Source organism: Caballeronia sp. dw_276, assembly GCF_018449635.1.
GTDB lineage: Bacteria > Pseudomonadota > Gammaproteobacteria > Burkholderiales > Burkholderiaceae > Caballeronia.
The window spans coordinates 92,041-108,718 of record NZ_JAAVUV010000001.1 but is presented as its reverse complement, the minus strand read 5'-3'; the positions used below and the strand labels follow the sequence as shown (position 1 = coordinate 108,718).

The 16,678-nt window shown below is 58.6% G+C and carries 19 protein-coding genes; 9 read left to right on the top strand and 10 right to left on the bottom strand.

What is annotated here, in order from left to right; translation table 11 throughout:
* Positions 1–687 precede the first annotated feature (687 nt).
* Entirely contained in the window at positions 688–1,902 is a 1,215-nt protein-coding gene (locus tag HB633_RS00505) for a DNA-binding protein (protein WP_213776129.1), read from the top strand.
* 20 nt (positions 1,903–1,922) lie between these two features.
* Here the strand turns inward: HB633_RS00505 and HB633_RS00500 are convergent, their stop codons facing one another.
* Together HB633_RS00500 and HB633_RS00495 are read right to left on the bottom strand one after the other, a co-directional pair.
* Positions 1,923–2,942, bottom strand: coding sequence for a tyrosine-type recombinase/integrase (locus HB633_RS00500; protein WP_255580679.1), 1,020 nt, complete (start codon positions 2,940–2,942; stop codon positions 1,923–1,925).
* A gap of 43 nt (positions 2,943–2,985) precedes the next feature.
* Positions 2,986–3,345 (bottom strand): DUF2471 family protein, encoded by a 360-nt coding sequence (locus HB633_RS00495; RefSeq protein ID WP_213776127.1) that lies wholly within the window; start codon positions 3,343–3,345, stop codon positions 2,986–2,988.
* Positions 3,346–3,600: 255 nt separating this feature from the next.
* On the opposite strand from HB633_RS00495, the gene HB633_RS00490 reads away from it, so the two are divergent.
* The gene (locus HB633_RS00490; protein ID WP_213776126.1) at positions 3,601–3,786 is read left to right on the top strand and encodes a CsbD family protein; all 186 of its coding nucleotides are present in this window, start codon (positions 3,601–3,603) and stop codon (positions 3,784–3,786) included.
* A 344-nt stretch (positions 3,787–4,130) separates the two neighbouring features.
* Entirely contained in the window at positions 4,131–4,652 is a 522-nt protein-coding gene (locus tag HB633_RS00485; protein ID WP_213776548.1) for a hypothetical protein, read from the top strand.
* A 76-nt stretch (positions 4,653–4,728) separates the two neighbouring features.
* Here the strand turns inward: HB633_RS00485 and HB633_RS00480 are convergent, their stop codons facing one another.
* From HB633_RS00480 to HB633_RS00465, 4 genes are all read right to left on the bottom strand, one after another.
* Positions 4,729–5,268, bottom strand: coding sequence for a DUF1003 domain-containing protein (locus HB633_RS00480; protein ID WP_213776125.1), 540 nt, complete (start codon positions 5,266–5,268; stop codon positions 4,729–4,731).
* Positions 5,269–5,352: 84 nt separating this feature from the next.
* A complete protein-coding gene (locus HB633_RS00475; RefSeq protein ID WP_213776124.1) occupies positions 5,353–6,048 on the bottom strand; it encodes a fumarylacetoacetate hydrolase family protein in 696 nt (231 codons plus the stop codon).
* A gap of 109 nt (positions 6,049–6,157) precedes the next feature.
* Positions 6,158–7,099 carry a helix-turn-helix domain-containing protein gene (locus tag HB633_RS00470; RefSeq protein WP_213776123.1) on the bottom strand — a complete coding sequence of 314 codons (942 nt, stop codon included), beginning with the start codon at positions 7,097–7,099 and terminating at the stop codon, positions 6,158–6,160.
* 58 nt (positions 7,100–7,157) lie between these two features.
* Positions 7,158–7,547: a tautomerase family protein gene (locus HB633_RS00465; protein ID WP_213776122.1), complete on the bottom strand. Its 390-nt coding sequence runs from the start codon at positions 7,545–7,547 to the stop codon at positions 7,158–7,160.
* Positions 7,548–7,850: 303 nt separating this feature from the next.
* Between HB633_RS00465 and serA the strand changes: the two genes are divergently transcribed.
* Positions 7,851–9,053 (top strand): phosphoglycerate dehydrogenase, encoded by a 1,203-nt coding sequence (gene serA, locus HB633_RS00460; RefSeq protein WP_213776121.1) that lies wholly within the window; start codon positions 7,851–7,853, stop codon positions 9,051–9,053.
* 74 nt (positions 9,054–9,127) lie between these two features.
* Here serA and HB633_RS00455 read toward each other — a convergent pair whose 3' ends face one another.
* Positions 9,128–9,868: an SDR family NAD(P)-dependent oxidoreductase gene (locus tag HB633_RS00455; RefSeq protein ID WP_213776120.1), complete on the bottom strand. Its 741-nt coding sequence runs from the start codon at positions 9,866–9,868 to the stop codon at positions 9,128–9,130.
* Positions 9,869–9,987: 119 nt separating this feature from the next.
* On the opposite strand from HB633_RS00455, the gene HB633_RS00450 reads away from it, so the two are divergent.
* From HB633_RS00450 to HB633_RS00440, 3 genes are read left to right on the top strand one after another with little or no spacing between them, the layout of a single operon-like run.
* On the top strand, positions 9,988–10,389 hold the full coding sequence (locus HB633_RS00450) for a GFA family protein (RefSeq protein WP_213776119.1): 402 nt from the start codon (positions 9,988–9,990) through the stop codon (positions 10,387–10,389).
* Positions 10,390–10,402: 13 nt separating this feature from the next.
* A complete protein-coding gene (locus HB633_RS00445; protein ID WP_255580678.1) occupies positions 10,403–10,915 on the top strand; it encodes a hypothetical protein in 513 nt (170 codons plus the stop codon).
* 20 nt (positions 10,916–10,935) lie between these two features.
* Positions 10,936–11,286, top strand: coding sequence for a VOC family protein (locus HB633_RS00440; RefSeq protein WP_213776118.1), 351 nt, complete (start codon positions 10,936–10,938; stop codon positions 11,284–11,286).
* Between the two features lie 2 nt (positions 11,287–11,288).
* Here the strand turns inward: HB633_RS00440 and HB633_RS00435 are convergent, their stop codons facing one another.
* Complete coding sequence (locus tag HB633_RS00435; RefSeq protein ID WP_213776117.1) at positions 11,289–12,089, bottom strand: SDR family oxidoreductase; 801 nt, start codon at positions 12,087–12,089, stop codon at positions 11,289–11,291.
* 107 nt (positions 12,090–12,196) lie between these two features.
* Between HB633_RS00435 and HB633_RS00430 the strand changes: the two genes are divergently transcribed.
* A complete protein-coding gene (locus HB633_RS00430) occupies positions 12,197–13,132 on the top strand; it encodes a GlxA family transcriptional regulator (RefSeq protein ID WP_213776116.1) in 936 nt (311 codons plus the stop codon).
* Between the two features lie 28 nt (positions 13,133–13,160).
* Here the strand turns inward: HB633_RS00430 and HB633_RS00425 are convergent, their stop codons facing one another.
* Both HB633_RS00425 and HB633_RS00420 read right to left on the bottom strand, forming a co-directional pair.
* Complete coding sequence (locus tag HB633_RS00425) at positions 13,161–13,502, bottom strand: hypothetical protein (protein ID WP_213776115.1); 342 nt, start codon at positions 13,500–13,502, stop codon at positions 13,161–13,163.
* 104 nt (positions 13,503–13,606) lie between these two features.
* On the bottom strand, positions 13,607–13,789 hold the full coding sequence (locus HB633_RS00420) for a DUF1289 domain-containing protein (RefSeq protein ID WP_213776114.1): 183 nt from the start codon (positions 13,787–13,789) through the stop codon (positions 13,607–13,609).
* A gap of 269 nt (positions 13,790–14,058) precedes the next feature.
* Here HB633_RS00420 and HB633_RS00415 point away from each other — a divergent pair, with 269 nt between their 5' ends.
* Positions 14,059–16,557 (top strand): PAS domain-containing protein, encoded by a 2,499-nt coding sequence (locus tag HB633_RS00415; protein WP_213776113.1) that lies wholly within the window; start codon positions 14,059–14,061, stop codon positions 16,555–16,557.
* The last annotated feature ends 121 nt before the right edge of the window (positions 16,558–16,678 follow it).

The following is a 16,678-nucleotide window of genomic DNA, read 5'->3' as shown; positions in this document are numbered from 1 at the left end:
TCAGGCGCCCCGTATAAGCTCACCCTAGGCATCATTCTCTCCCCGCAAACGCTCACCTGTCGGTATAAATGACCGAATTTATGCGCGGATTTTTGATTTTTCGGGGTCCTGCAGAGACTCACTTCGCTTACCCGCGTTGTAAGCACTCGTTGACCATCCGTTGGACCTCATCAAGATTTGGCGTCCCGAATAATCTCACCTGTCACGACTGCTCACCTCCCGAATCCGCTCACGCATGCTCCCGTGTTGGCTCACTGTCACCCCTGAACCTCATCACCTCCAACCCCCGTTAGCGCTCACCTTCCTTCCCGCAAACACTCACCCAAGCCCCCGGAGAGCCTTATTCCGTAAGGCTTTGCCGTGGCGTTAACGTTTTTAACTAGGGTTCAAAGGTGTTTACTTCTAATACTCTCAAGCGAGAGCGCACCTAGATAAAGACCGATACCGTAAGGCTCACTACCGTGAAACATGTCTAAATTACGAAAACGCGTCACAAACCGCTAGTAATCAATGACTTGTACGACTAAGCTCTACATGTTTCACGGAAACCACTACCGTGATCAGGTGATCTGATTGATCTGCATTAACAAAATGCGTTGCGAAGTAAACAATATGTAATGTCACCCGGAACCGTAGTGTTTAATACGTAATGTATTATGTATCGAACGAAAATGCGTCGGGGTAGAAATGAATGACATAGAGCGTCTAGCGTTGCGCAGTGAACTTGCTGAATTAAGATCCAAGGGAGCGCGAAGACAGGAGCTGTCACAACATGCATGCAAGCGACTTTTCTTTGATTTCGGCATTCGTCCTTCGATGGCGACCGTCAGGGACCTGACTCAAACAGGCAGTGCCAGCGATATTCCAAAAGACATCGATGCGTTCTGGGCTCGGATCAGGTCCGCGTCCCGCATTCGTATCGACGGTGGCGCAATTCCCGAAGTCTTGCAGGAGCGCGCCGGTGAGTTACTTGGACAACTGTTCCAGGAAGCACGGCACCTGGCGACCCAATCGCTCGAGACCGAACGGAACGCGGCGAAGGAAGAAGCCGACGCCGCCCTTGTCCGTCTGCATGACTCTGAGGTTCGATTTGCCGCTCTCGAGGAGTCTCTTCGACGCAGCGAAGCGCGCGCTGACGCCGCGTTGGCACGAAATTCCACCTTGGAAGCAGAAGTGCGCGCGCGGAAGGACCAGGATTCGGATGCTCAAAGTGGTTTATATGCGTTGATTCATCGTTTGGAAGGCGAAAGTGCTGGCTTGACTAAGCGCCTTGACGCTGAGCAAACGGCGAATGCGGCGCTGCGTGATCGGCTGGACGCATTGAACGCCGAGTTGCGCCACAACACCGAACACTACGCGCAGCAGATCAAAGATGCGGTAAGCGAAGCTGAGCGACGTGTCAAACCTATGCTGGTAGAACTAGACTCGCTTCGCGGTGTTGCCGCGACGTACCAGACCGGCGTACGCCAGGCGAGCCAAAAGGAATTCGATTTTATTCAGCAACTTAGCACCGCCAAGGCACGCGCGGATCGACTGGAGTTGCAGCTGCGCGAGAAATCCGACGAAATAGACGAACTGGCGTCGGAGCGGGATGCGCTGCGCGCACAAGGCGGCACGAACAAGAGCGCTGCTCGATTGATCTGCGCGATGATTGAAGAAGGACGGCTATCGACCGAAGAAATTGTGGACTTGGGAACAGATGTCGATGCGTTTGTTGCCTTGCCATCGTTCTGCCCGACCTGCACGGTCGGCGAGCCCGAGCTTGCCCAGCACGGCAACGAGTTCGAACTCTCTTGCCCGGATTGTGAAAGAACGTCCGGCGCCACGGTTTCACGACTCATGGCCGTCGCGTGTTTCAAGACCGCCGAAATATTCGATACAAGCCAGCAAACCGAAAGGTGAGGTTATTCGGGAGGTGCTTTTCAGGTTGAACGATCTTCCGAAAACGTGGCGTCATGCTTTGCATGCGCTAAATCACGCTCCCGTATTTCCTCACCCATCCACCGTTCCCACGCGCGATACAACCTGTGCGCCGAAATTTCCTGCTGAAATCCCAGCCACTCTCCGACCCGTTCAGGCGCTGTTCCGCTTTCGAACAGCTCGGCGGCAAACGTGTTGCGCAAAGTTTGCGGACTGGCGCGGGCGGTTCTTGACTCCGCAATGCCGGCCGCCAACGTTACTGCATCGATAGAGCGCAACATTGTCGCCTTGTGCATGAGGCGCCCCGAAATGGTAGACGGAAACAGCAGCTCACCCGGCAATTTGGCAGTTTTTCGTTCGCTGACCCAATGATCAAGCAACGCGACAGCAAAAGGCGCCAGCCGGGTTTGCCGATTAAATGCGGGATTCGCGGCTTCGACCGTCAGCCAAGGCTGATTCCAGTCAAAGTTACTAACGGTCAGAGCGGCGGCCTCGCCCGTTTTTACTCCTCCACCGAGAAAAACGCCGACGAGCGCGCGGTCCCGGCGTTCACGCCAGCGTTGGCCAGCCGATAAATCCCCGATCGGTGAAAAAAGATAAGCGATCAGCGCCGCGCGCTCGTCGTCTGCGAGAAAGCCGGTCGGCTCGTTCTCGCGGGCCTCACGCCAAGGTGCTTCGCCGTCTTGCGCTATGAATCGCGCAGGGTTCGTGGAAGCAAGCTCGATTTTGCGGACGTGGTCGAGCACTCGCTCGATAAGGCGCAGATAGCGCACGCGCTGCGGCTTCCGGATATCCAGCTGGGTCACAAACTGTTCGATGGCAAGCCTGTCCACGGTCTTGAGATTGACGCGTTTGACGTTCAGCCATTCAAGAAACAGACCCCACTGAGCACGGTAGACGTCTGCTGACGATGCCTTGAATGCCTGGTTGACCATCCAGGCATCGAACGCGCTTGACGGATCGTTGTACCAACTGGCGCGTTCGCGTTCGAAAATGTCGTCGGTTCCGGCGTTAGGCTGCATCGGCATTTCATCCGTTAGTTATTGATTCGGACCCAGGCGACGTTCAGTGCACAGCCGCGACAGCCAGTTCCGGATGCCCAGCGCGTGCGGCCTGATCGTAGGCGTCGACCGCAAAGGCAAACACGGGCGGCAGCGCGTTAGACGTACCAAAGTCTACAAGGTCGTCCGTTTCCGGGAAGCTCAAGTCGTCCGGACGTGCGAAAAGTGCTCGAAGCGCTGACTCGTGCCGACCGGCAAATCCCAGATCCGCCAACGCTTCGGCTTCGATCGCAAGCAGCAATCGCCACGTCAGTGGCACCCCCTGCACGATATATCGATGAGCAACCTCACGCGTGATGCGCTCCAAATCCTTCACTACGCGGGCAAATTCGGGCGTGTCGATGCGATCTTCTTCGATATCCATTTTTGTCTCCCTCTCGGCGATAACGACCAGGTTCGATACTGTACAAACATACAGTACTTATCGCAATCTTCGTTTAGCGTCGCGCCGAACGCCGGTCGCGTATGTGCGATTCCGCCTACGCGGGAATCAGACGCGATCGGCTGTTGGGTGCAACTGGGATTTGCGATCCTGTTTTCACGGTCAGGACATTTCCTGACATGGCGCCGCGAAATTCATTACATCGGATTCGCGCTTTTGATACGAAAGGAGATGAAGATGAACAAGGATCAGAAAGACGGCGTGGTCAAGCAGGCAAAGGGTAAGGTCAATGAAGTTGTCGGCAAGGTGACCGGCGATCGCGCTCAGGAAGCCAAGGGCGATGTTCAACAAGCCGCTGGTAAGGTGCAGAAAGGCGCCGGCGATGCCCGCGAAAATGTGAAGGATGCGTTGAAGAAGCACTGAGCAGACTGATCTCGTCGGCCCGAAACAGGCTGGCGATTGTTCGCTCACCTGGAGTTCGATTGCAGGTAAGGCCGCGTCCGACGCAAGTCGGCGCGGCCTTACTTTTTGCCCGATGCGTGAGCAAAAACTTTATGCGCATCAAGTTTTTCGTGAAGCCACACACCAACAAAAAAGCTGCGACTTATCGAAATCGAATATCCCCTAATTCTTATATGTGGTCCAGAAACTCCCCCACTGCATTCACACAATTAAACATGACGTTCATGTACAGTTTCGCTCGAACTTCATATCGATAAAACGTGGCTGCTGACCCGGCGGCGGCGAAACGTACAGGTTTGGGCCGAATGAAAACGTCAGCGGTAATCGCGAGAAAAACCTTAATTCCAACGGCGTTGTTTGTGCTGGCGGCACTCGCCATACCTTCCAGCTCCGCCGCAGCTGAAATTTGCAGCGACGGCCTTTGGGCTGACGCAATGATCGGCTCCTACCACGTACATCCCAAGAAACACTTCGATCAATTCAACCCCGGCGTCGGGCTTGAATGCTGGGTCTCTCCACAGTGGGCCGTGACGGGCGGATATTTCCGGAATTCGCTCTCGGCGCCATCGTTTTATGGCGGGGGTGTATGGGCGCCGGAGTTTTCCCACTGGGGTTATGTCCGGCTGGCGGTAATGGGCGGCGTTATCTCGGGATACGATTACGGGAAATGGGGATTCGGCCACGACCACAAAGTCGGCCCCGTCGCCGCGCCTCTGATCATGGCCGAGTACGGTCGCATTGGCGCGAACATCATATTGATTCCGCCCATTCCCTCGAGCGATCTGCCATTCACACTTGGCTTTCAATTGCGTGTCCGGTTTTGGTAAGCGAATCTCCGCGGCTTAAAGCGCTTATGCAACACGGATTCGCAACGGTGAGCTTTTCCGGGAGACGTAGCGCATCTTAGCTCTTCAGTTTTACCTGAGCCAACTGACCATGCACCTCGAGCGTCAACGCTTCAATGCGTTCACTCATTTGTCGTGTGATCTCGGTGAGTTGCGTGTTTTGCTCGAGCAACGCGACCAGTTGATCCGCTTGTTTCGCGGCCTGCGCCTGGCGTTCTTCGTTTGCTGCGGCGAGAGCTTCACGATGACGGGCATCGGCGTCCGCGTTCACCTTGTCGCGATCGGCTTGCCGCGTTTGCGCCAGCAAAATCAGCGGCGCGGCGTAGGCAGCCTGAAGGCTGAATGCGAGATTGAGCAAGATGAACGGATAGACATCGAATTTTGTCAGGCCCACGACATTCATGCCGATCCAGCATGCGACGATAAGCGTCTGCCCGATCAGGAACGTCGGCGTGCCGAAGAACCGTGCGAAGCGCTCGGCTTTGAGCGCAAACCAGTCATCGCCGAACACCGATGAAAGATGCATGTATGGCAGATGAAAACGCAGGTGATGACGCTTGTCACGCCCTTGTTCGCCGGGCGGAATGGGATTGCTCATGGTCGCTCGCGATGATTGAGTTACGTGTTGACGTTATACACATCCACGCAAGCGACCGCATAACTGACAACCCTGAAACCGCGCCTACGCTTTGCCGATCTCGAATTGAAATTCCGCCACGCCTTCAACGCCGCCCGTGACCTTGTCGCCGCGCTTCAACGCGCCGACGCCCGCAGGTGTACCACTGAAAATCAGATCGCCGGGTTTGATCACCACCGCGTGTGACACGTGGCTGATGATGTCCGCGACCGGCCAGATCATATCGGCGAGATCGCCTGTTTGCTTCGTTTCGCCATTCACCGATAACCAGATCTTGCCGGTGCCCGGATGGCCGATTTTTTCCGCGAGGTGAATGGGTGTGACGGGCGCTGATTCATCGAAGCCTTTGGCCCAGTCCCACGGCCGGCTCATCTTCTTGGCGATCGCCTGCAGGTCGCGACGCGTGAGGTCCACACCGACGCTGTAGCCCAGCACGTAATCAAGCGCATTTTTTGGATCGATCCGGCTTCCCTCTTTGCCGATGGCAATCACCATTTCGATCTCGTGATGCAGGTCTTCGGTCAGCATCGGATAGGCGAGCGTTCCTGCTGCGGGCACGACTGCATCGGCGGGTTTGGTGAAGAAGAACGGCGGTTCGCGATCCGGATTCGCGCCCATTTCACGCGCATGATCGGCGTAGTTGCGTCCAACGCAGAACACGCGGCGCACTGGAAATGAAGCCGTCGATCCGGCGATGGGAACCGCTGTAACCGGCGAAGGAGCAAAGATGTATTCGGCCATATCGGGTACTCGAAAAGTTGAGGATGTTGGTGCAGATCCGCTGCATCACCCATGAACAATATGCTTCGAGCAGCCCTGATGGCAGGACAAAACCGACCCGCGTCTTGGACTAAACGGCCTTGACGTGGCCTGCCGGCCCCTTGAATTGCGCCGTGCGGAATTCCGTTGGCGATGATCCTTCCGCCTGGCGAAAGCGCCGCGTAAAGTAGGCTTCATCGCGAAAACCGACCAGAAAAGCGATGTCCTTGACCCGGCGTGTATCGTCGGCGAGCAGGGCCTTTGCGCGGCTGATCCGCTGGTCCGTGACCCATTGCACGAAGCTACGTCCCGTCTCCTTCTTCATCAAACGGGCAACGTAACCCGGCGTCAGCGCGGCTGCGTCCGCGGTCGATTGCAGGGACAGCGCGTCGTCGTTCAGGTTCTTGAGTACATGGCGCATCACCTTGCTGACGGAATCGCGCCGGTTGACTGCCCGTTCGTTGAGCGCCGCGAGTTGCAGCAGCGGGTCCGCGTATTGTGCACAAACGAGCCCGATCAACTGCAGCAGGTATCCGCGCAATCGGCTGACGGCGCCAAAACCTCGCGCGCTGTCGATGCCCATCATGACGCGCGCAACGCGTTCCACCTCGGCAAGATCTGCCGGCGCGAGCCTGAAGTCCAGCTCGCCTTGAAAACGAAATGGCGCCAGCTCGGGAAACCTCGCAACGGGAACGTTGTTCAGGTCGATCCGGCCATCGTAAGCATCCAGATCGAGTCCCAGGAAATCCAGCGCGAAGTTGATCACGATGAACCGCGATTGCGCCGGATGCGGAATCATGTGGGCGCGATGCGGCGCAATGAAGGCGATGGCTCCGGTTGGAAACGGGCGGGTTGCGTCGCCGATATGCTGTTGCGTATCGCCGCCCAGATTGATCTGGATCTGAAAATAGTCGTGCTTGTGCGGTTCCGTGATGGCGGAGCGCAGGGTTTGGTCGCGAATGTAGAAGTCGAGCCGGTCGCTGCGCTCAGGCATTGCGTAAGTACGCGATGCGCGTATGGCAATGGAATTCATCGGGATGGACTCTAGGGCGGTTCTGTAGAAACCTACTCCAGTAGCATACCGCGCGGCTTCACAATTCGCCGGTGACGTACTGCGCAACGCCGTTTCCAAAGCTCCAGTCGGCCGTCGTATTCCCGACAATAGACACAATCACATCGCTTGGCGCGATACCACAACTCTCTTCCAACTCCCGAGTCAGTTCCGCATAAAACGCTTGCTTCGACTCGGTGCTGCGCGGACTCGTCACAACGGTCAGGACCACGAGACTGCGCGTGCGCTCGATATTCAATCCCGTGTCCTGAATCATGAAGTGATAAGGCTTGTGCTCGGTCACGATCTGGTAACGGTCTCGCTGAGGCACCTTGAATGCGGCAAGTACGGCGCGATGGGCGGCATCGAGCAAGGCCGTGATTTCCTGCTCATCGCGGCCCTCGATCAGGTCGAATTTGAGTAACGGCATGTCGATTCTCTTGGTGGCGTGAGAACCCAGTTTAGTGCGGGACGTGACCACGTTGGGACGCCGCGCTTGAATTGATTGTTTTCAGGAGAAAACAATCAATTGATCAAAATAAAAACAAACCGTTCACTTGCAAAGGCCATGCCGCGAGTAGGGTGGCGAATGTTCAAGTGCTGCAAGCGGTAACATCGAACGGATGGCGTTTGCGTAGCGCCAACTTGTCCGGCGCCGTTCAACCACAGGCCGGACTTACTTCTGCAACTTGCTGGGCGTAAAACGCCCAGGTCACCGGCTCGAAAGCGTTCAATGACCTCTGTTCTCCTACTCGAAAATATCCACGACACCGCAGTCGCCCGTTTCAGCGAGGCAAAGCTCGAGGTCGAGCGACGCGCAGGCGCGCTTGCAGGAAGCGAACTGCTGAGTGCGCTTCAAGCTCACAATCTCGTCGGCATTCGTTCGGCGACGCATCTCAAGCGCGATGAAATCGAAGCCGCGCGTCATCTGCTTGCGATCGGCTGCTTTTGCATCGGGACGTCGCAGGTCGACCTGAATGCCGCCGCGCGCGCGGGCATTCCGGTATTCAACGCGCCGTTTTCGAACACGCGTTCGGTGGCGGAACTGGTGATCGCCGAAGCCATCTTGCTGTTGCGTCGCGTGCCGGAGAAAAGCGTTCAGGCGCATGCCGGCAAATGGGCGAAGGGCGCGAACGGATCGTTCGAAACCCGCGGCAAGACGATTGCGATCGTGGGCTATGGGAACATCGGTTCGCAGGTCGGCGTGCTTGCCGAAGCCATGGGAATGCGCGTGGTTTATTACGATGTGCAAGCGCGTTTGTCGCTGGGATCGGCGCGTGCATCGCAATCACTTTCGGACGCCGTATCCCAGGCCGATGTCGTCACGCTTCACGTGCCGGCGACCGCTCAGACCAATTTCATGATCGATGCAGAGACACTTGCCTGCTTCAAGCCCGGTGCAATCCTGATCAATGCGTCGCGGGGTTCTGTCGTGGATATCGAAGCGCTCGCGCAAGCGTTGAAAGCGAAGCGCTTGGGCGGTGCGGCTATCGACGTATTTCCGGAAGAGCCGAAAACCAATGCCGACGAATTCAAAAGCGTGCTTCAAGGTTTGCCGAACGTGATCCTCACGCCACACGTTGGCGGCAGCACAGAGGAGGCGCAGGAGAATATCGGCACCGAGGTTGCGACCAAGCTGATTTCATTCTTGAGCACGGGCGATACGGTCGGCGCCGTCAACTTCCCGCATGTAAACCCGGGACCGCTCGACGCCCCCGCGCGCCTGCTCAACGTCCACGGTAACGCACCCGGCGCGTTGGCTACGCTCAACACCAAGCTTGCAGCGGAGGGCGCCAATATCGTCGCGCAACATCTGCAAACGCAGGGCGAAACAGGATATGTGGTCACTGATCTGGACCGCGCGCCACCGAAAGAGCTGATTCAGGCGCTCGCAAAAGAGCCCGGCTTCATCCGGACGCGCTTGCTGCTGAAATAACCTGGTGCAACCGGCTGCAAAGTGAGCTTATTCGGGAGCTGACCGCAAAGACACATGGCGGTCAGCGCTGCAAACTAGAACGGTTCCTTGAACGGACGCAAATCGATTTCTTGCGTCCATGCCGACGGGTGCTGCGCGTGGATGGCCCAAAACGTTTCGGCGATCGCATCGACGTTGAGCAGGCCGTTCTCGCCACGCTCGGCAACCGCTTCTGGACGTGAAGTCCTTAGCCTTTCACCATCGATACCCCCGTCCACGACCACATGCGCAACGTGCAACCCTAGCGGCCCGAATTCGCGCGCCATGCTTTGGGCAATCATGCGCACACCCGCCTTCGATGCCGAGAAATGAGCGAATCCGGGCTTGCCGCGAAGGCTCGCCGATGCGCCCGTGAAGATCACCGTGCCGCGTCCCAGCGGGACGAGCCTGCGCGCAGCTTCCCGCCCCACGAGAAATCCTCCGACAGGTCCCGTGCGCACGAAGCTTTCAAATTCGTCCAGTGTCAACTCGCGAAAATCGACGCGCCGGTTGTTGCCGACGTTATAGATGACAAGCGACGGCGGTTCGATTCCATCGCGCGGAGTCATGGCTTTGTCGAAGAGATTGAGGACGTCCTGCTCCGACGTTGCATCGGTTACGATTGACTCTGCGTGATGTCCGTTCGCCGTGATCGCGCGTGCAACGATGTCGAGTTTCTCGGGCGAGCGGCCTGCGACAAACACGTGATAATTTTGCCGCGCAATCAGCTTGCAGAGCGCGGCGCCCAAGCCGAGTTCCGCGCCTACGCCAATTACGATCGCACTTTTACGCGTCATGAGAGCACCTTGAGGTTGATATCCGGAATCGAAAACGTGATCGATTCTATGCGTGTAATCTGAGGCGTGCTTGAACCGGCCGTCCTTGCGCGGCGATCAACAACATGGAGCAAATTCACATGTCGGGCCATGCAGGAAGCTGTCATTGCGGCGCAGTGAAATTCCTGGTCGATGCCGAGATCCAGGAATTGACCACCTGCGATTGCTCCTTGTGCGTGAAGAAAAACGCGCTGATGACGAAGGTGCATGAAAGCCAGTTATCGATCACGGAGGGCGAGGCCTTCCTCACGCTTTACCAATGGAACACGCAACGCGCGAAGCATTATTTCTGCTCGCGCTGCGGGATTTATACGTTTCATCGGAAACGCGCTGCGCCCGATCATTTCGGCGTCAACGTCCGTTGCCTGGATGACTTTGATCCGAAGACCGTGCCGGTTCGCGTGACAGCGGGCGCGTGCATGTCCGTGGTATCGGCGGCTCCGCGCGACGAATGGCCCGGACCGCGCGAACCGCTTGTTTGAAGTTCCAGCACCAATGAACCCGCTCATTCGCTCCGTCACTTGCTGCGCCTTGCTGACAATCGCCAGCCATACGGCGACTGCAGCGGGCCCGCGCACGAACCATGGCAACGATCCGTTCTTCCAGATATCGACGGCCATCGCGCATTGCCCGACGCCGTTGGGTCCGTTGCAAACCGATCAGGAATGGCTTGACGACGCGCATTACCGCATCGAACGCGGCAATAGTTGTTGGGTGGAGGGGCGATGCCGTTTGTCGAATGCGTATCTATACGATGCCGAAATTGCCGAAGCCGTGCAGCGGCGTCTCAACACAATCAACGCAGCCTTGCACTGGCGTGAAAACTCGACGTTATGGATTACGCTGCAGCGGCGGTTTATTTACGTGCAGGGTTGTGTATCGAAGGAATTCGACACCGCGAAGTTCCTGTCCGAGCTCGGTAAAACGGCGGACGTGGATCAGGTTATCGACAACACCACGACTACGCCTTCCAAGATTCCCTTGCCCTACAAGACACCGGACGACTGACGCCTGGAAGGAGGAGACGCATGCAGGTCAGAAGAATCGTCGCGAACATTTCGACGCAGGACGTCGCGCGCGCGAAGCCGTTTTATCAGGATGCACTTGGGCTCGACCTGCTGATGGATCATGGCTGGATCCAGACTTACGGAACATCCGCCACGATGAGCGTGCAGCTCAGCGTGGCGTCCGAAGGCGGATCGGGCACGGCGGTACCGGATTTATCGATAGAAGTCGACGATCTCGACGCCGCCCACGAACGCATGAAAGCGGCGGGTTTTCCGATTGAATACGGTCCCGCCGACGAACCCTGGGGCGTCCGGCGTTTCTACGTGCGCGACCCGTTCGGCCAGCTCGTCAACGTGCTCGAGCATTCCTGATTTCAGGCAGTAATCCCATAACGCGCGGCCGGCTTTTCACGCGAGAGGTTCGGCGTCATTGCGTTGCGTGCGTCGTCGTAGGTTTGCCAGTCGGCGGCATCGGGCAGCGACGGGATCGTCACGAATTCACCCTGGTCCAGACCGGCGAGGGCGCTCTTGACGAGGTTGTCGGCGGTCATAGTGATGCCCGAAGGCAGCGCGTCCACCGATGTACCCGCGAGTTCCCAGAATTCCGTGCTGGTCGCGCCGGGAAGCACGGCCTGCACGCGCACGCCCTTGCCGGCGAGTTCGTGGCGCAACGACTGCGAATAGGCCAGCACGAATGCCTTCGTGCCGCCATACACGCCGTTGAGCATCTCCGGCGCAATCGCAACAATCGATGCAATGTTCACGATCGTGCCGGCTCCGCGCGCCACGAACGCGGGCGCGACGGCCATCGTCAGGCGGGTGAGGGCGGTGATGTTGATGTCGATCATCGATTCCATCGTGTCCGCGTTCGAATCGAGCAGCGGCGTGACGGCGCCCACGCCGGCGTTGTTCACGAGCATGGTGATGCTGGCGTTCGTGCGCAGGATGTCGGCTACGCGGCGGACGTCCGCCGCGGCGCTCAGGTCTGCTTCCACGATCTCGAACTTGCGGTCCGTCTCTGCCGCCAGGCGATTCGCCAGCGCGGTCATGCGTTCGCGGTTGCGTGCGACCATGATGATGTCGTAGCCGCGCTCGGCGAGGTGTTGCACGTATTTCGCGCCGATTCCCGCCGATGCGCCCGTCACTACTGCAGTACCTTTGCTTGATGTGGTCATTTCCATTCTCCGGTGTGTGACCAGATAGTAGAAGTGTGCGATGATGGCATCAATGACGTAGTTGCCACCTTTTATGCCATCGGTTTTCCAGCTTGCCGGAGCGCGCCATGCAAAGTGTCGGGTTGATCATTTATCCAAACTTCCAGTCGCTGGGCCTGGCGGTATCGACGGTATTCGAGCATGCCAATACCTTGGTCGACGAGCCGCTTTATGAACTCGTGCTCGTGTCAGAGCATGGCGGGATAGTGAAGTCGTCGCAGGGATTCGGTATCGACACCGTGCCAATGAACTCGCGCGCGTTCGACACGGTCATCGTGATCGGCGACAACGAGTGCGCGCCGCAATCCGAGGGCATGCTCGAGTATTTGCGTGACGCGTCGGTGCGCTCGCGCCGGGTCGCGGCGGTGTGTACGGGTGCGTTCATTCTGGCGGCAGCGGGGTTGCTCGACGGACGCCGCGCCACCACGCACTGGCACTTCGCCCGGGCTTTTCAGCGGGCTTATCCGCTGGTCAAGATGGAAGAAGACCGCATCTTTATCAACGATGGGCACATCTGGACATCGGCGGGCATGACGGCGGGAATCGATCTGGCGCTGGCGCTCGTGGAAAACGACATGGGCATTGCAAACGCCCGGAATGTCGCGCGCAAGCTCGTTGTGTATCACCGGCGTGCCGGCGGTCAGTCGCAATTTTCTGCGCTGCTCGAACTCGATGCCCGGTCGGATCGCGTGCAAAACGCGCTTGCCTACGCAAAGGAAAATCTCAGCGCAGAGTTGTCCGTGGAAGAACTGGCGGGCGCGGCCAGTCTCAGCCCGCGCCAGTTTAGTCGCTTGTTCCGCGAGGAAACCGGACAATCGCCGGCGAAGGCAGTGGAGCACCTGCGCGTGGAAGCCGCCCGCGTGATGATGGAATCCGGGCGGCATCCAATTGAAGTGATCGCGCGCGAAACGGGGTTTGGAGACCGCGAACGCATGCGCCGCGCGTTTTTACGCGCGTTCGGGCAACCACCGCAAGCAATCCAGCGCACGAGCGGACTTCAATAACCCGGTCCGCCGCCTGACATACGTGCGCTCAATTGCCTTGCGGCACATTGGCCTTGTTTCCCGCGAGCGGTGAGCCGTAACCGCCGCTTTGCGTATTGTTTGGCAGCCCGTTGACCAGTTGCGCGCGTGGATCGGTCGGATTGAGGTTCATCTCACCGGCCTGCGCGTTGCCATGGCTGGGATATTCGCTGCCTAGCGGTGCGTTCGGCATCAGGCGGGGATTGTTCGCCGGCGCACTCATGTCGTCGTTTGGACTCTGACCGTGGTTCATGCCCGGGGTTTGAGCCAAGGCCGCAGACGCAGCCAATGAAGTAACGAGCACCGTCGCCGATACTGCCAAAAAGCGGTTCAACTTAACGTGATCAACCATGACTGAACTCCCTTTCGTTGGGTTTTCGTGTCCGTGATTTATTAGATTCGCGTTAAGCCGGCGCGCGTTCTTATGGGTAAATCAGCTTGAGAAAAGGTGCGGCCTTATTTGCGCGCTTTCTTTAGTTTTTCTTCGCGCTTGGGCCGTTCATCGATAATTTTCGTCCGGGCCTTGTTCTTCAGCTTCTTCCACTTCTTGCACTCGTCCTTCGTGCGCAAGCAGCCGATGCACAGGCCGGTCTTGCTGTCGAACTTGCAAATGCTGATGCAGGGCGAATCAACTGCCATATCAATCCAATGGAATCCGTAATTACATTCGTAGTGAAGCTGCGAGATGCTGAATGCATGAAATCTCGCACGATGCATGCCCGAATGCCAAAAACATAATCCCGATCAGGCCAATAGCCGACGCAGCGCGGATGTACACAAATTGTTCATCGGGGAACCCGATCCGTGGTGCGCCGGACTCAAGTGCTAAGATTTGGAACATTCCGTGGCATCGTGCAGTAACACCCTACGTGACGCCGTGCGCGACCCATCGGCTTTTGCTTTGGACCATGCAAAAACCTCACTTGTTCTCGACACTGAGCCAACTTGAATTCGAGCGCGCCGTTTTGGGACGCGTCGTGTCCGGCATGCCGCTCGCCGAGGTGCTCGAACACGTGATTCATCGGGTGGAAAACCGCTCGGAGCAGCCCATGCGCGCCTCCGTGCTGCTCGTCGATGCCTCCGGCAAACGCCTCGTTCACGGCGCCGCGCCGAGTTTGCCCGAGGAATACAACCGCATTGTGGATGGCCTCGAAACCGGGCCTTTGATGGGTTCGTGCGGAGCGGCGGCGTTTCGTGGCGAACCGGTGATCGTCGAAGACATTGACACAGACCCGGTCTGGGCCGCTTTTCGCGATATAGCCCGGAAGTTCGAATTGCGCGCGTGCTGGTCCATGCCCATCTGCGCCGCGGATGGCCGCGTGCTCGGCACGTTCGCCAATTACTATTCGATGCCCAAGAAGCCGTCGCCCGAGGAACTGGACGATATCGCCCAGGTGGCGAGCGTAACGGCGCTGGCAATCGAGCGGCACGCCGGCGACCGCGCGCTGCGGGAAAGCGAAGAGCGGCTGCGCATTGCGCAGCAAGCGGGCGGAATTGGCACTTTCGAGCTGTTTCCGGATAGCGGGCGCATGGCGGTATCGGAGGAACTTTGCTGGCAATGGGGTTTGACGCCGCGTCACGAAACCCACCTCGACGTTCTACTGGACCTCGTCCATCCCGATGACCGCGGCCGTGTTCTCGCGGCGCATCAGGAGATGCACACGGGCGCGCTGGATTATCTCGAATATCGCATTCGCCGCGCCGACAACGGCGAAGAACGCTGGATGGCGCGCCGCGGGGAAGCCATCGCCGACAGCAGCGGCGGGATGCGTTTTCTCGGCGTGACCTACGACATCACGGGGCACAAACGCTTCGAAGAACGCCTGCGCGTGAGTGAAACGCAATTGCGCCGCCTGAACGATTCGCTCGCCGCCGAAGTCGATGCCCGTACCCGCGAGCGCAACAGTATCTGGCGCAATTCACGCGACCTGTTCATTGTGGCGACCAGTTCGGGCGTGCTGCGCGCGGTCAATCCTGCGTGGACCGAGATCCTGGGTTTCCGCGAGGACGAGCTGATCGGCAAGTCGTTCGCGGAAATCGTGCATCCCGACGACGTGGAAGCCACCGAAACCGCGTTGCAATCGGTCGCCCGTGCGGGGCTCGTGCGCTTCGAAAACCGCAATCGTCACAAGGATGGATCGTACCGATGGGTATCGTGGGTCGCCGCGCCTGAAGGCGATACGCTTTACGGCAACGGCCGCGATGTCACCAGCGAAAAGGAAACCCAGCGCGCGCTGCAGCAAACCGAAGAAGCCTTGCGTCAGGCGCAGAAAATGGAGGCGCTCGGGCAATTAACCGGGGGTATCGCGCATGATTTCAACAACCTTTTGCAGGGCATCACGGGCCCGCTCGAGCTGATCCGCCGATACACCCAGCTCGGCCGGACGGACGACATCGACCGCTTCATCACGATGGCGACCGGCGCCGCGAACCGTGCTGCGTCGCTGACGCATCGGCTGCTGGCGTTTTCGCTCCGTCAGCCGCTCGACCCGAAGCCGGTGAACGCGGATGATTTGCTGCATTCCATCGACGACCTTTTAAAGCGCACGATGGGCGAGGCAATCGACACGCGCGTGATTCCCAACCCAAGGCTGTGGCTGACACGCTGCGACGCCAATCAGCTTGAAAACGCCGTGCTGAATTTCGCGATCAACGCGCGCGACGCAATGCCTGAAGGCGGCCGTCTGACGCTCGAAACGGACAACGTGGAGCTGGGGCCGGAGTTCGCCGCCTCCCACCCCGATGTGACGCCGGGCCAGTACGTGGTGGTATCGGCGTCGGATACGGGAGCCGGCATGCCCGACGACGTCAAGGCGCGCGCCTTCGATCCGTTCTACACAACCAAACCGCTCGGGCAGGGCACGGGGCTGGGTTTATCGATGGCATACGGGTTTGCCAAGCAATCAGGCGGAATCGCGACCATCGAAAGCGCGCCCGATGCCGGCACGACCATCCGGCTCTATCTGCCGCGGTTCACCGGCGGCGCAAGCAAGACCGAGGTGACGACGGAACTCACGGAAGCGCACCGCGCGGCCGGGCGGCATGTGATCCTGGTGGTCGAGGACGACGCGTCGGTGCGGGAACTGGTCTGCGAGATCTTGCGTGATCTCGATTACGAGGTGCTCGAGGCCATCGACGGCCCGTCCGGGCTGGCAATACTCAATTCCCGTGCGCGTATCGACTTGCTGGTCAGCGATGTCGGTCTTCCGGGCCTGAACGGCCGCCAGCTCGCCGATGCCGCCCGCGCAACCCGTCCCGCGCTGCGGGTCCTGTTCATGACGGGTTACGCCGAATCGGCGACGCGCGCCAATGGTTTCCTCGATACCGGCATGGAGATGATCACCAAGCCCTTCACGCTTGAATCGATGGCAAGCCGTATTCGCCGCATGGTCACGATGGCAGGCTAACCCGCTCCTGTATTCCCTCACCTCAGAATAACCGTCCGAAATGGCATGGCCTTTGCTCATACGTAGCGGGCGCATGCGTTTCGCGAGACCGCCGGACACCGGCTCGCGGATTAGAACCCTA

Coding starts and splice junctions, on each gene's coding strand:
- HB633_RS00505 (WP_213776129.1), top strand. CDS start 688: ATGAATGACATAGAGCGTCTAGCGTTGCGCAGTGAACTTGCTGAATTA.
- HB633_RS00500 (WP_255580679.1), bottom strand. CDS start 2,942: ATGCAGCCTAACGCCGGAACCGACGACATTTTCGAACGCGAACGCGCC.
- HB633_RS00495 (WP_213776127.1), bottom strand. CDS start 3,345: ATGGATATCGAAGAAGATCGCATCGACACGCCCGAATTTGCCCGCGTA.
- HB633_RS00490 (WP_213776126.1), top strand. CDS start 3,601: ATGAACAAGGATCAGAAAGACGGCGTGGTCAAGCAGGCAAAGGGTAAG.
- HB633_RS00485 (WP_213776548.1), top strand. CDS start 4,131: ATGAAAACGTCAGCGGTAATCGCGAGAAAAACCTTAATTCCAACGGCG.
- HB633_RS00480 (WP_213776125.1), bottom strand. CDS start 5,268: ATGAGCAATCCCATTCCGCCCGGCGAACAAGGGCGTGACAAGCGTCAT.
- HB633_RS00475 (WP_213776124.1), bottom strand. CDS start 6,048: ATGGCCGAATACATCTTTGCTCCTTCGCCGGTTACAGCGGTTCCCATC.
- HB633_RS00470 (WP_213776123.1), bottom strand. CDS start 7,099: ATGAATTCCATTGCCATACGCGCATCGCGTACTTACGCAATGCCTGAG.
- HB633_RS00465 (WP_213776122.1), bottom strand. CDS start 7,547: ATGCCGTTACTCAAATTCGACCTGATCGAGGGCCGCGATGAGCAGGAA.
- serA (WP_213776121.1), top strand. CDS start 7,851: ATGACCTCTGTTCTCCTACTCGAAAATATCCACGACACCGCAGTCGCC.
- HB633_RS00455 (WP_213776120.1), bottom strand. CDS start 9,868: ATGACGCGTAAAAGTGCGATCGTAATTGGCGTAGGCGCGGAACTCGGC.
- HB633_RS00450 (WP_213776119.1), top strand. CDS start 9,988: ATGTCGGGCCATGCAGGAAGCTGTCATTGCGGCGCAGTGAAATTCCTG.
- HB633_RS00445 (WP_255580678.1), top strand. CDS start 10,403: ATGAACCCGCTCATTCGCTCCGTCACTTGCTGCGCCTTGCTGACAATC.
- HB633_RS00440 (WP_213776118.1), top strand. CDS start 10,936: ATGCAGGTCAGAAGAATCGTCGCGAACATTTCGACGCAGGACGTCGCG.
- HB633_RS00435 (WP_213776117.1), bottom strand. CDS start 12,089: ATGACCACATCAAGCAAAGGTACTGCAGTAGTGACGGGCGCATCGGCG.
- HB633_RS00430 (WP_213776116.1), top strand. CDS start 12,197: ATGCAAAGTGTCGGGTTGATCATTTATCCAAACTTCCAGTCGCTGGGC.
- HB633_RS00425 (WP_213776115.1), bottom strand. CDS start 13,502: ATGGTTGATCACGTTAAGTTGAACCGCTTTTTGGCAGTATCGGCGACG.
- HB633_RS00420 (WP_213776114.1), bottom strand. CDS start 13,789: ATGGCAGTTGATTCGCCCTGCATCAGCATTTGCAAGTTCGACAGCAAG.
- HB633_RS00415 (WP_213776113.1), top strand. CDS start 14,059: ATGCAAAAACCTCACTTGTTCTCGACACTGAGCCAACTTGAATTCGAG.